The organism is Bacillus sp. SA1-12 (genome assembly GCF_000981385.1).
Taxonomy (GTDB): Bacteria; Bacillota; Bacilli; order Bacillales; family Bacillaceae; genus Metabacillus.
In genome coordinates this window covers 1-12,963 of sequence record NZ_LATZ01000022.1, presented here as the reverse complement: position 1 = coordinate 12,963, position 12,963 = coordinate 1, and the positions used below count along the sequence as shown (strand labels likewise).

At 36.9% G+C, this 12,963-nt stretch carries 15 protein-coding genes; 4 read left to right on the top strand and 11 right to left on the bottom strand.

What is annotated here, in order from left to right:
• Positions 1-3 precede the first annotated feature (3 nt).
• The gene (locus WQ54_RS13515; RefSeq protein ID WP_046517404.1) at positions 4-1,077 is read right to left on the bottom strand and encodes a M42 family metallopeptidase; all 1,074 of its coding nucleotides are present in this window, start codon (positions 1,075-1,077) and stop codon (positions 4-6) included.
• Positions 1,078-1,247: 170 nt separating this feature from the next.
• Here WQ54_RS13515 and WQ54_RS13510 point away from each other — a divergent pair, with 170 nt between their 5' ends.
• Positions 1,248-1,559: a PepSY domain-containing protein gene (locus WQ54_RS13510; protein ID WP_046517402.1), complete on the top strand. Its 312-nt coding sequence runs from the start codon at positions 1,248-1,250 to the stop codon at positions 1,557-1,559.
• 230 nt (positions 1,560-1,789) lie between these two features.
• On the opposite strand, the gene WQ54_RS13505 is transcribed toward WQ54_RS13510, so the two are convergent.
• Positions 1,790-2,638 carry an MBL fold metallo-hydrolase gene (locus WQ54_RS13505; RefSeq protein ID WP_046517401.1) on the bottom strand — a complete coding sequence of 283 codons (849 nt, stop codon included), beginning with the start codon at positions 2,636-2,638 and terminating at the stop codon, positions 1,790-1,792.
• Between the two features lie 279 nt (positions 2,639-2,917).
• Positions 2,918-3,568 (bottom strand): tRNA (guanosine(46)-N7)-methyltransferase TrmB, encoded by a 651-nt coding sequence (gene trmB, locus WQ54_RS13500; RefSeq protein WP_046517399.1) that lies wholly within the window; start codon positions 3,566-3,568, stop codon positions 2,918-2,920.
• Between the two features lie 469 nt (positions 3,569-4,037).
• On the opposite strand from trmB, the gene WQ54_RS13495 reads away from it, so the two are divergent.
• Positions 4,038-4,316 carry a YtzH-like family protein gene (locus WQ54_RS13495; RefSeq protein ID WP_046517397.1) on the top strand — a complete coding sequence of 93 codons (279 nt, stop codon included), beginning with the start codon at positions 4,038-4,040 and terminating at the stop codon, positions 4,314-4,316.
• On the opposite strand, the gene WQ54_RS13490 is transcribed toward WQ54_RS13495, so the two are convergent.
• From WQ54_RS13490 to WQ54_RS34720, 3 genes are all read right to left on the bottom strand, one after another.
• The gene (locus tag WQ54_RS13490) at positions 4,313-5,113 is read right to left on the bottom strand and encodes a phosphotransferase family protein (RefSeq protein WP_084822048.1); all 801 of its coding nucleotides are present in this window, start codon (positions 5,111-5,113) and stop codon (positions 4,313-4,315) included. The genes WQ54_RS13495 and WQ54_RS13490 overlap by 4 nt on opposite strands.
• A gap of 233 nt (positions 5,114-5,346) precedes the next feature.
• The gene (gene pulA, locus WQ54_RS13485) at positions 5,347-7,470 is read right to left on the bottom strand and encodes a type I pullulanase (protein ID WP_046517394.1); all 2,124 of its coding nucleotides are present in this window, start codon (positions 7,468-7,470) and stop codon (positions 5,347-5,349) included.
• Positions 7,471-7,506: 36 nt separating this feature from the next.
• Positions 7,507-7,926 (bottom strand): hypothetical protein, encoded by a 420-nt coding sequence (locus tag WQ54_RS34720; RefSeq protein WP_231597528.1) that lies wholly within the window; start codon positions 7,924-7,926, stop codon positions 7,507-7,509.
• A gap of 608 nt (positions 7,927-8,534) precedes the next feature.
• Here WQ54_RS34720 and WQ54_RS33600 point away from each other — a divergent pair.
• Positions 8,535-8,705, top strand: a complete 171-nt coding sequence (locus WQ54_RS33600) for a hypothetical protein (protein WP_156177945.1) — start codon at positions 8,535-8,537, stop codon at positions 8,703-8,705.
• A gap of 85 nt (positions 8,706-8,790) precedes the next feature.
• On the opposite strand, the gene WQ54_RS13475 is transcribed toward WQ54_RS33600, so the two are convergent.
• The 4 genes from WQ54_RS13475 to thpR all read right to left on the bottom strand — a co-directional run bounded on the left by WQ54_RS13475 (position 8,791) and on the right by thpR (position 11,284).
• Complete coding sequence (locus WQ54_RS13475) at positions 8,791-9,459, bottom strand: hypothetical protein (RefSeq protein WP_052737786.1); 669 nt, start codon at positions 9,457-9,459, stop codon at positions 8,791-8,793.
• Positions 9,460-9,636: 177 nt separating this feature from the next.
• Positions 9,637-10,326 (bottom strand): LrgB family protein, encoded by a 690-nt coding sequence (locus WQ54_RS13470; RefSeq protein WP_046517390.1) that lies wholly within the window; start codon positions 10,324-10,326, stop codon positions 9,637-9,639.
• Complete coding sequence (locus tag WQ54_RS13465; protein WP_046517389.1) at positions 10,323-10,709, bottom strand: CidA/LrgA family protein; 387 nt, start codon at positions 10,707-10,709, stop codon at positions 10,323-10,325. The genes WQ54_RS13470 and WQ54_RS13465 overlap by 4 nt, the downstream gene beginning before the upstream one ends.
• Positions 10,709-11,284 carry an RNA 2',3'-cyclic phosphodiesterase gene (thpR, locus tag WQ54_RS13460; protein ID WP_046517387.1) on the bottom strand — a complete coding sequence of 192 codons (576 nt, stop codon included), beginning with the start codon at positions 11,282-11,284 and terminating at the stop codon, positions 10,709-10,711. Before thpR ends, WQ54_RS13465 begins: the two co-directional genes overlap by 1 nt.
• 271 nt (positions 11,285-11,555) lie before the next feature.
• Here thpR and cysK point away from each other — a divergent pair, with 271 nt between their 5' ends.
• Positions 11,556-12,482, top strand: a complete 927-nt coding sequence (cysK, locus tag WQ54_RS13455; RefSeq protein WP_046517385.1) for a cysteine synthase A — start codon at positions 11,556-11,558, stop codon at positions 12,480-12,482.
• Between the two features lie 73 nt (positions 12,483-12,555).
• Here the strand turns inward: cysK and WQ54_RS13450 are convergent.
• Positions 12,556-12,963: group II intron maturase-specific domain-containing protein (locus WQ54_RS13450; protein WP_046517383.1), on the bottom strand; the 408-nt coding region annotated here is incomplete at its 5' end.

The following is a 12,963-nucleotide window of genomic DNA, read 5'->3' as shown; positions in this document are numbered from 1 at the left end:
AACTTACGAATTGCTTTTTATTGTTTCAACGGTTGCTGCATCACATGCCTTTACTAGACGAATTAGAAGTTCTTTTGCCGCAGCATAATCATCAACATGCATAATGGATCCTGACGTATGGATATAACGTGAGCATACCCCAATAACAGCTGATGGTACTCCTTGGTTTGATACATGGACACGCCCTGCATCAGTGCCGCCTTGTGAGACAAAATATTGGTAAGGGATATCATGAGATTCAGCCATATCGAGAATAAATTCCCTCATGCCGCGATGTGTAACCATTGACCGGTCATAAATACGCAATACTGCACCTTTCCCAAGCTGCCCAAACTCTTTTTTATCACCGCTCATATCATTGGCAGGGCCAGCATCTAAGGCAAAGAAAATATCAGGATTTATCATGGTAGCTGCTGTTTGTGCCCCACGCAAGCCAACCTCTTCCTGAACGGTTGCGCCTGAATAAAGTGTATTTGGCAGCGTTTCATCTTTTAATTCCTTAAGAAGCTCGATTGCAAGGCCGCAGCCGTAGCGGTTATCCCAAGCCTTTGCAAGGATTTTTTGGGGATTTGCTAACGGTGTAAATGGACAAATCGGTACAATCTGCTGGCCTGGTCTAATTCCCAGCTGTTTTGCATCATTTTTATCATCTGCCCCGATATCAATTAACATATTTTTTATTTCCATTGGTTTTGAGCGTTGAGCCTCACTTAACAAATGCGGAGGAATTGAGCCAATTACACCAATAACAGGACCATTTTTAGTTATGATTTGCACCCTTTGCGCGAGCAATACTTGACTCCACCAACCTCCAAGCGGTTGAAAACGAACCATCCCATTATCAGTAATTGCGGTAACCATAAAACCAACTTCATCCATATGACCAGCTACCATGATTGTTGGATCGTCTGCCTTTCCGTGGCGAACACCAAAAATACTGCCCAGCTTATCCTGAACCAGCTCATCGGAATATTGTTCAAGCTGACTTTTCATAAACGCCCTTACTTGATGTTCATTTCCAGATGCACCTGGGAGCTCTGTTAATGTTTTAAATAACTCTAATGTTTCGTTATTCATTTGATTCCCTCATTTCCACGCACTCTGCGTCTTTTTCTATTAGCTTATTAATATGATTAAAATGAAGCATTTAAAAGCATGTCTGCTTATATGCTATAATGGTTTTTGTATACTAAATATGTAAGAAAATCAACTGTGTTTGTTACTTTATTCGATTAAGGGGTGACAATGTGAAGGGGAAATATTTCTTGCTTGGCTTAGGGCTCGGTATTGCTTCGACTTACCTGTTAAGCAGTCAATTAAAGCAGTGTCCAATCTCTTCTGATAGAGCTTTGGAACTTGTTAAAAAAGCATTTAAAGAGAAGGGCCCAATTGATGGTTCCTGGATTTATACCATACCTGAAACCTTCTCAAATGACCATTTGTCCTATCAAGTTTATAAAACTGGCATTTCTCGTACAGTAAATGATCATCTTGAGCAATATGAAGCCTTTGTTGATACAAAGACAGGTGCCATTGTCCATGTTGAAAAAATTGCATAATGTGAAACTTATTACGCTTAACCGCCAAATCCTTAAGTGTGTCTTGACATGGATGTCCGGTCCTTCGTCAGATCATTACGGGCAGTTCACCCCATTTCTACAGAATCTTGAAATGGGTTTTCACTGCCCGTTAAAATTGGGATCAAGTATGAAGGGCATTGAATGTCAAAAGCCCCGATCTCTCTCACCTAAAACTCCTACTTATTGCAGTCCCACTGTTTTCTTATCACTCATTTTCGCTTTTCACGTAAGACCTTTTCTACAATATCACCTTGATCATTCCATTTTATTCCCCGATAATAGGCATCATGATAAAAGATAAACCATGCATGATGAGTTTCTCCAATATTTAGCCAATTTAGCTTTTTTTCAATTGAGGTCATCGGATAATCATCATATGCTAACACCCATAATGGATTTTTATGCGCATGTGTTGGCATTAAATCTGCCATATGTACAGCCATTTCTCCGCCATCTTGCAAGATGACAATACTGTGGCCTTCACTATGACCGCCTGTATGGTGTATTTCAAGACCTTTAATAACTTCTAGCGATTTTTCAAATGTTGACACCTGCTCCTCAATGGCTTCCCAATTTTCTTTCCAATATGTATTTCGCGAGCGAATATTTGGTTTCTTCATTTCTTCCCATTCGATAGAAGAGGTTATAATTTTTGCGTTAGGGAATACCGATATGAGCCTATTCCCCTCCCATTTAGTCAACCCGCAGGCATGATCAAAATGCATATGTGTCATCAAGATAATTTGAATATCTCCAGGCGATAGCCCAAGCTCATGCAAAGATTGTTCAATAGCTGATTCCTCTGTCACACCAAAATTTCTTAACTGTTTTTCATTTAATTTACCAGAGCCTATTCCTGATTCAATTAGAATATTTAAACCGTCCTTCTGAATAAGCATAGGATCTGTTCTTAACTCAATCTGATTTTGTTCGTTAACAGGATACTTTTTGGACCATAGCGGCTTTGGAACAACTCCAAACATTGCTCCCCCATCTAAATGTGTTACCCCTCCATTTAACCAAGTAATTTTTGTTTCACCAAATTGAAGTGTATCCAATTTCATCCCTCCCACATTACTATTATTTTAACATAAGAATAAACTCGTATGGCAAAGAAGAGGCTTACATGAATAAAAGCGTAAGCTCCTTAAACAGAATCATTTGGAATAGAATACGTTCTTTGCATTCTATTCCAAATGAGCTAGCCCCTAGAGTTGGACGTAAGCATATATCCAAAGTTTAAAGCATTTTAACATTTCACGGGCAAAAAAAAGAAAATGACATTCTCTGGTCATTTTCCTTGTTCATTTCTTATTTACTATGATCCTTTATATTGTCTATTCTTCTTCGTTCATAAACTTCGCTTCAACGCGGTAAATTCTTTGGCCTTTTGCAGAGAATTTCTCTTCATATTCTGTCATGATATTTCCTTCGAAATTACTATTATGGAGGTCGAGACTTAAGAATTTCAGGCGCATTCCATATTCAGAAAAACTTATTAATGAAAATTCAAATAACCCTTGATTATCTGTTTTAAAATGGATTTCTCCGCCTTTCACCAAAATTCTTTCATATAATTCTAAAAAGCTTTTGTACGTAAGGCGTCTTTTACTATGACGTGATTTTGGCCAAGGATCTGAAAAGTTTAAATATACTCGTTCAATTTCATTGTCATCAAAATAGTCGGCTAAATTATTTGCATTTACATTAAGAAGCTTCATATTAGGAAGCTTTTGGTCGACAATTTTTTGTAATGCAGCAACAATCACGCTATCAAAAAGTTCAATTCCTATATAATTTACCCCAGGATTTTGTACGGACATACCTGCTAAAAATTGTCCTTTCCCAGTACCAACTTCTATATGAATGGGATGATCATTACCGAATACCTCGTGCCACTTTCCTTTACATTCTTCAGGATTAGCTATTACATATTGTGAATTCTCGGCAATAAAATCCTTTGCCCAAGGTTTATTACGTAAACGCATGAAGACACCTCTATCGATTTAATATCGCTCTAAACAATATCATGAAATAAGTAAGCATGCAAGACTTTGTAAAGGTCAAAAAGCGAAAATAAGATGAAAAGTAAATACAAAAGGCTGACAAAAGGATTTTTACCTTTTATGTCAGCCTTAGAATAATTCATCTTTATAAAAGACAAGTTATAGTTATATGGTTTACAGCAATATTGCCATCGCTGCAGGACGTTTAATTTTGGCGCTCAACCAAATCATAAAGGCAGTAATACCACTTCTTCTAAATTCAACAAAAACTTAAAAGATTAGTGGGGTAACTGCCAAGAAAGATTAGATTATACAAGAAATTGTTGTTGTCCAAGTCATGAGAAAGCCACACGAGGTGGTCGATTAAGCTTTAATAATTTTCGCTAAGTCTCAGCGGGGATGAAGAATCCCCACTGATGGAAGTCTCACTTTATAAAAGGAAGTGATTAATTTGCCTATTCAATACCATGATCAAGTTAATTTATTAAAAGATATCTTATCTGAACATCAAAGTGAGTGCTGTGGAACAGTTGCAGAATGTGAACAGCTTGAAAGATTAATTAAATCCCTAATGGTTAATACAAACATTGATCAAAACGTAAAGGGAATTCTTGAAAATATTTATTCTTATAGTCAAGCTGGAATAAACTCTGCCTCACTTGATCAGCATATCGAGTCACACCAGAACCAATTGTCACAATGGATTCAGGATATTGATTCTTTCTCTTAATTACCATTCATTTTAATTAACATCATTCTTATATGCTCAAGCCAGTCGTGCTTTTCTTTTTTATTTTGTTTTGCATGGTACCATAGATATGAGGTTAAAGCCTGCAAAAGCACATACCAGTAAATTCTTGTCAGCAAACGCTCGTTTAACTCAAGGCCATACGAAGCAAGCCAGTCTTCCCAATCGGCTTCATCTATGTACCAATATAAAAGAATCCCGATATCAATAGCTGGGTCAGCTATCATCGCACCGTCCCAATCAATTAAATATAATTGATTTGTTTCTGATAAAAGCCAATTATTATGGTTAACATCACAATGACAAACAACAAATTCATCACATTGAACCTCTGGAAGCTGGCTAAGTAATAAGGCAATTGCCTGATGTATTTCCGGCTGCTCAATCCTTTCAAAAGCAACTGCTTGCTGTATATCTTCAATTATGGAGTTAGGAGTGAGCGGTTGCTTTCCTAATCTTTTTAACATATCCAATAGTTCCTTGGAGCGATGAATCTTTTGCAGCAGCTGAGCCACATTTGAACCGTTCATATCTATCGGTTTTAGCTCCTTGCCGTTTAAACGGTGTTGTGCAGTAATGACATCACCATTTTCCATCCGCTTTGTCCAAACCAGCTTTGGAACGATTCCTTCTGCAGAAAGCACAGCTAAAAACGGTGAACTGTTTCGCTTTAAAAAAAGCTCCTGTCCATCACGCTCTGCGAAATAAGCATCACCTGTTGCTCCTCCAGCCGGTGTAATTTTCCACTCACTACCTAATACTTGTTCCAACCAGTTCACCTTCAATTTCAACCCAACATTTCATAAAAGTATTTAGAAAAGCCAAGCGCAACTTATACCCGTTTTTCAGGTATGGTTTGCAATGACTATAGACCAAATCTAGATGTGTCATGATCAACATTTTATTTTGAAATAAAAAGGATAGCTATTCGTGATGATAGAAGCTTGCACAATAGCCATCCTACTAAATTTTATCCCCATATGATAAGACTAGTCAAGAAAAACTAAAAAACCTAGTTTTTACAAAAAACATACGTTCCTATTTTTGAAATTTCCACACTATTTTTTACAATTTTTGGATCTTCTAAGATAATTTTCTCAGAGTTCACTACCATCTGCCAATCTCCGTTAGGCAAGGAAAATGTAAACGTTTGATGGAAATGATTATTATGAACAACATAAATTGTGCTCCAAGGACCTAGATGACCAACGCTCTCTAATCTATAGGAAAACAGTTGTGGATGATCGGCATTGAATATGACATGCTTTTGAATCAATTGAGAGGTAGGTAAACGAAAGGCTGCATGAAGCTTTCTCAAGTGAATTAATCCTTTTATATATTCAACATTTTCCTTGAAGCTGGAACGTCTTCTCCAATCAATCCAGTTTATTTCATCTGGAGAATTATAACTATTTTCAACATTATTTTTTGTTCGAAAGAATTCTTGCCCAGCATGGAGAAACGGTATTCCTTGTGAAAGAATGACAATACTAGTTGCTAATCGATGTCGTGCCATTCTAATCCCATTCTCTTCATAAGGAGAAAAAGAATAGAATCGATCCCACATTGTATGATTATCATGTGATTCCACATAGTTAATTGATTGGTGCGGTTCCGAAAACATGTGTGGCGATCCACTTATTAACAGCTTTAAACGTTCATTTTTTTCTAAATTAGTGTAGACAAATCCACAATCTTGAACACTAAATGTACTTCCTTTTATAATATCGCGAAACTGATCATTAAAAAATCCAATGGAAGGTATCTTGTTAGCATTTTGAATAATTGCTTTCTTCTCAATTGGTAAAGGGGTATTTAGATTCCAACCCTCTCCTAATAAAATCGCATCCGGTTTTATTGAATATATTCTTTCTTGTAATTGCTGCATTGTATCGATGTCAAGTATTCCCATCAAGTCAAAACGGAAGCCATCAACATTAAATTCATTTATCCAGTAAGTTGCACAATCGATAATAAATTTTCTTACCATATATCTCTCTGAGGCAAGATCATTACCGACTCCTGTGCCATTGGATGGAATTCCATTTGCATCATATCTAAAATAATATCCTGGCACAAGCTTTTCAAAGGAAGAGTCCTCTTTAGAATATACATGATTAAAAACAACATCTAAAATCACTCTTAATTGATGTCGGTGAAGGGACTGCACCAAGGACTTTAATTCAATTATCCGCTTATAAGGATCTGTTGGCTGCTTGGAGTAACTCCCTTCCGGCGCAAAAAAGTGCAATGGATTATAGCCCCAATTGTAGGCTTCAAATGGTTTCCTTTCATCCACTTCTTCATAATCGTTTACAGGCAATAGCTCTATATGTGTTACTCCCAGCTCAGTTAGATAGGTAATTCCAGTTGAATCACCCTGCTTATTCATTGTATTGGTTTCTGACCAGGCATCATATTTCCCTTTATTATTCAAGCCGCTATCTTCGTGGATGGAAAAATCGCGGATATGTGCTTCATAAATGATTGCATCAGTTTTATTTGCAAAAGGCTGAAGCTTCACTGCAGGAACCGCTGTATTTTGTTTATTAATAATAACACCATATTCACCATTTATTGAGACCGCAGTTGCATAAGGGTCAACGGCTTCACGCCACACCAAATTTACGCATGCAAGATAGGTATAAAAAAAGCCTTCAAAATCACCTTCTATTGAAATAGACCAGACTCCTCTTTCTCCTCTTATCATGGTAAATGTTTGAAATTCGGTTTTATCTTGGTGGTATAATCTTAGTTTTACGATTGTTGCCGTAGGTGCCCATACTTTAAAAGCTGTATGATCTTTGTAATAAGCGATTCCCAGATCATTTCCATGATAGGCAAATAGCTCATCAAAAATGTTTGAACGGATAACTGAGCCAATTTGTAAATCTGTCTTCATATCTGTTTCATCTAAAATGGTATAGGTTTTTCCAAACTCGATGTCACTCGTAAGCTGGCAAACATATTTCATATGACTGCCAATATTTAATTTTTGTTTTATTTTAAGTTGATTGGTATTGTCATTTTCTATATAAAACGCTTTACCCTCTTTATCCAAACTCTTCGGAAAAAGGATAGCGATTTCATCAATTTGATCTAAAAAAGCTTCAAACTGCCGATTTATTTTTAACAATCTAGCCACCCCCATATGGATGTCTTTTTCTTTCATTTAGAAATGATATTTTGTTATAAGGGCAACACGAGATTTTCTTAATTTAACTGTAACTGGTCGTTCCCCCGCATTTTCTCCATCAACATGGATAGTTGCCGGGTTGTTTGAAGTAATGGAAAGTGATTCACAGTAAAAAGTATGAATCACATTTTTTCTTGTTTTTCTTACTGCCGGATTAAAAATCACAGACATAACAAGTTCAAAGCGACTAATTGTAAACACAATTGTCACCTCAAGACATCCTTCATTTCCAGTACAATTCGAGCTCAACTTTAACGAATTCCCTTGATTTTTCGATGAATGGGTTGTCGTTATAAACCATACTTTATTATACGTTGCAAACTCCTCATTAACGCTTATTTTTAATGATGCGGGTTGATATTGTGAGACTGTTTTAAAAAAATCAATAAGGAACAATTCAGTTCTAAATGTTTTTTAGATAGTCAACGAAATAATTGATATAATATTGACTATTTTACTTTCCCTCAAGCTGAATCTCATTGATGGCAGCTTTCTGAATAGCCTTATTTATATTTTTCTAGATTTTCCCTATTGTCTTAACAGATTGAGAAAGAGTTGATTTCCCTTAGCAAAGTAATTCCCAGTTCCTGTATTTATAAAACCTGTTTGAATTTTTCGAAAAGAACTCAGACCAAATACAATCCATTTTCGTTCCATCGCCACCTGCACAAACGACAGTTTTTAATTGGTCATTTTGTATGGTTGCAATTTGTCTTCCAAGAAGTTATGCATCATCTGGCTAATCTGTTAAAAACGTACGATCCGAAACAGTCTTTCTCACAAGCTCTTTTTTAACCTTCTTCTACATTTTCATTGTTGTTCCCTGGCAAGCAGCTGGATTTACAATAAAGAAGAATCTTTTATACCCAAAGCTCCGTTATCACTACTAGTTTATGTACGTATGTCTATTGTGTTCTATGAAGATGAGCGGCAATAATAAAAAAGACTAACCTTAGGTCTCTTCCCCTACTCATCCGATTCCGCTTTCCATTCTGAACGGTAATATGAAGTTGCTAAACAATGAGAAAGCAGCACCTGAGCTGCCTTTAATTGAATATGTTATAGTGGAGCAGATCCTTTTCTTAAGTGCTGAAACCATTGATCAAATGTTCGTTTATCAAGGATGGTTATATCGTAAGGAGCAAAAGGATAATCTATATATCCGTTCCGGCTGATAATGAACTTTCTAACAGGACTCTCTACTTGCCCGATATGAGCTTTTGAACAACAGTACCCGTACGATTTAAGCTTAAAATGGGGTTAAGCAGATTTTTTCTCGTGATCCCCTCTTCGGGCAACCCAAAACTTTTCCTTTGACCCGGTAAAAACTGTATCATCTAGTTCCTCAATAAGTGTTATACAATAAATTTCTGCCGTTCCAATAAGGATGATATCCAGTTCAACCTGAGCATTTTTCAACTGAAAAACTGGCCGATACAGCAAAAGATAATGATCAGGAAGACGCTGTACAAAATTCCTCAGCAGTTGGTCTCGATAAACCGATTGATCAACAATTGATTTCTCCCTTAGTGTTGAACTTGCCCAACGAATTTGAAAACGATAAATATAATCAAGGAACAAAAGCTTAAGATCTTCCATTGTTTTTGGAATCGTAGTAAAGGGAAATTGCAATTCTTCATCTTCAATAGCAGTGTCATTCACAAGAGGGTTTAGCTTAGGCGTTTCTTCTCCAGCTTTGATTCTTTTTGATTTAAATCTCTTTAGGAAAGGCTTTTTTTCATTCCCATCTTCAGTGTTAAGATCAGGAGCATGACTAACTTTCATAACTGAATGGGAAGAATCATTTTCCCAAGCTGATGAAACCTTGTCCCATTGTTGTTTTTTCAAATGGATAAATTGACTTGGATATCGATAAACATCATGTTCATAGAGTGAAATATAATCGTAGAGTTTAATTAATTGTGCCAACCATTTATCAGCTCCTTTTTACTTATAAAGCTAGACTTATCACGCTTCCCCCATACAACCTTATGGCTTGTCTGACATGTCCACCAATCCCTTGTTTGGTCTTTACTGGTAGTTATCCTCCTACAATCACCTTAGCCTCTCTTGGAACTTGAAGCAGTGATTTTATGCCCGTAAAGATTAGGATAAAAACATCGATAAAATGACAGGACATAGAAAACTTGTGACTACAGCACTTAGAGTCATAGCAATTGAACTAAGGGCACCCTCGACATTTCCCATTTCCAAAGCTCTCGCGGTTCCAATTCCGTGAGAGGCTGTACCAAAGCCTATCCCTCTTGAAATTGGATGTTTAATCCGACATACCCTCATTAAAAAGGGACCAAACATGGCACCGGAAATACCGGCAATCATTACATAAACAGCTGCAAGAGCAGGTGCTCCCCCTACAATTTCACTTATTTCCATAGCAATTGGCGTTGTAACAGATTTTGGAGCCAATGAATAAATCAGCTCGTTTTGAACATGTATAACCATACTTAAAGCAATTCCGCTAATCATTCCAACAATTGAACCTATAAAAACACTTAGCAAAATGGTAAGCATGTTTCTCTTTATAGTTTCCCGATTCTCATATAGCGGGATAGCTAATGCCACTACTGCCGGACCGAGCAGCTCATCTATCCACTTGGCACCGCTCATATAAGTGCCATATGGAGTTTTTGTTAAAAGTAATAAGACTGCAACGAGCAGACTTGAAGTAAAAATTGGAACAAGTAATGGATGTTTGACTCCATGATAAAAATGCTTCATTACTATATAGATTAAAATCGTAATAAAGATAAATAAGATCGGCAGAAACATATTCATAAGTGTAACCCCTTATCTTTATTCACTGCCTGACTTCTTTCAACTAAACAATCACTAATCAAGGCAGAAACAGCCATAACAATACATGTACTTATTAAGACAATTCCTATCGTGATAACCCCGCTCCCCTTGAATATATCAAGATAATCGATAATTCCAACTGTTGCCGGGATAAATAATAGCGGGAGATGCTTTAATAGGAGGGAACCTCCCATTAAAAACCATTCATGCTTTAATAATTGGAAATGAAGTGCTCCAAATAATAAAATCATCCCAATAATACTACCAGGAACAAACAAATCAAAAACTGATTTTATATAAACTCCTATTAAATATATCGTATATAAACATAAAATTTGAAATGCTATTTTTACAAACTTCATCACAACACACCATAAAGCGCAAATTGTCCTACGGTTTCATACTTTGGAACACGATCGAGGTGTGTCTGATATAAGTGTATCTTTTGCACCGTAAACGTATTGCTGTCATCTCTAAATGTATGTTCGAAAGCTTCAGGCTTAATAAATGGGGTCTCAGTCTTCCATCGTCTAGCAAGAGTGATGTGAGGACGGAACGGTTTTGTATCAAGCTTAAATCCAGCATCCTTACAAGCTTGAAAAACTTGTTTTTGCACATAATGAAGAGAAGAAGATTCTTCAACTCCAGCCCAAAAGATTCTCGGTGAATCTTTTTTTCCAAAAGTATCCAATCCTTTTAAAGAAAGAGTAAATGGCTGGATGTCTTCTGTTTTTTCACTTACACGTTTTGATAACTGGCTAAGTTGATCCTTTGATTCAACATGACCTAAAAATGCTAAGGTAATATGATAATCTTCTGGATGGACCCATGATTTAAATGGAAGATTGTTCCTATTTTCGGTAACCCAATGGTGAATACGTTTTTTTTGTTCAGTTTCAATAGGTACAGCAATAAAAAAATGTGTTTGAGTGTTCAATAAGTTCCCCCCTAATATCCGAATGCGGCAACCGTTAATCTTTAATATTTATTCTATCCCACATTAACTTGCAGTAAAACCCCCTCTTCTTGTAAGGGTCAAATAAGCGATCAGTGATTGTTAAATAATTTATTCTCAGAAATGAAGATATCCTACTAATAAAATAGGAATATCGATCTTGGTATGCTATGATTTTTAATAAAGGATGAACAATGGCGAAAGCTCCTTTAGTAAGGATAATTTCCTAAGCAAAAAAAGGAAGTGACCAGAATTGAAAGTAGTAAACAATGTAGCAGATCTAATTGGAAATACTCCTTTGATTAAATTAAATCGACTGCAGCCAAAAGGTGGTGCAGCAGTTTACTTAAAGCTTGAATATTTTAATCCCAGCGGAAGTGTAAAAGACCGTGCGGCCTATAATATGATTATTGAGGCAGAAAAGCAAGGATACTTAAAACCGAATTCAACCATCATTGAACCAACAAGCGGAAATACTGGAATCGGGATTGCTATGAATGCAGCAGCTCGGGGATATAAAGCCATTCTTGTTATGCCTGATACAATGACTCTAGAAAGGATAAACCTACTAAAGGCATATGGTGCAGAGGTTGTATTGACACCTGGTGACGAAAAGATGCCAGGTTCAATCAGAAAGGCTGAGCAGCTAACAAAAGAAATACCAAATGCTTTTATGCCTATGCAGTTTGATAACAAAGCAAATCCTGATGCACATCGCAAGACGACGGCAAAGGAGATTATTGAGGCGATGGCTGAGATCGGCAAACCGCTATCAGCTTTTATTTCGACTGCAGGAACTGGAGGAACGATAACCGGAACAGGCGAAGCATTAAAGCAGCATTTTAAGCACCTAAAAGTTCATGTTGTTGAGCCAGCAGGTTCACCAGTACTTTCAGGAGGTAAACCGGGAAGGCACAAATTAGTCGGGACAAGCCCAGGCTTTATTCCTTCCATTTTAAATCAGAAGGTATATGATGAAATTCTGAAAATCGAGGACGAACAAGCATATGAAATAACTAGAAGGCTTGCAAGTGAGGAGGGAATTTTAGTTGGCCCTTCTTCAGGTGCTGCCTGCTATGGAGCAATTGAAGTCGCAAAACGATTAACACCTGAAGATGTTGTTGTATGTATGATTGCTGATACAGGTGAGCGTTATTTATCAAGTGATGTGTTTCATTAATCGAGTAGGAGGGGGTGACTAACCCCCGACCTCTCACACCACCGTACGTACCGTTCGGTATACGGCGGTTCAATTAAGTTTGACGTAGAAATTCATATCTTTGATATAAACTTTTAAGCCCACGGGAACTCCAATAGGAGTTATCAAGGGTTTTGTGTAGAATTGGACTACAGGCGATTCTCCAATATTTCTTTCTTGAGTTTCCCCATTCGTATGCCTTGTTATCAGGAACACCTAAACCTTTTAGTTTTCTAACTCTTGTTTTAGGTGTTTTCCATTGTTTCCATTCAACCATACGAAGTCTTCTTCTTATCCACTCTTCAAATTCTTTGAACTTACTTGGTGTATCAGCTAAAGCGAAGTATCCACACCACCCTGTTAGATATTGGTTTAGTTTTTCAATTCTAACTTCCATAGGACTAGGTTTTGAACGAGATGTGATCTGTCTTATCCTAGACTTTAGTCTTTTGATACTTTCATT

Coding starts and splice junctions, on each gene's coding strand:
- WQ54_RS13515 (WP_046517404.1), bottom strand. CDS start 1,077: ATGAATAACGAAACATTAGAGTTATTTAAAACATTAACAGAGCTCCCA.
- trmB (WP_046517399.1), bottom strand. CDS start 3,568: ATGCGTTTACGTAATAAACCTTGGGCAAAGGATTTTATTGCCGAGAAT.
- WQ54_RS33600 (WP_156177945.1), top strand. CDS start 8,535: ATGAAGTTGCTAAACAATGAGAAAGCAGCACCTGAGCTGCCTTTAATT.
- WQ54_RS13470 (WP_046517390.1), bottom strand. CDS start 10,326: ATGAATATGTTTCTGCCGATCTTATTTATCTTTATTACGATTTTAATC.
- WQ54_RS13465 (WP_046517389.1), bottom strand. CDS start 10,709: ATGAAGTTTGTAAAAATAGCATTTCAAATTTTATGTTTATATACGATA.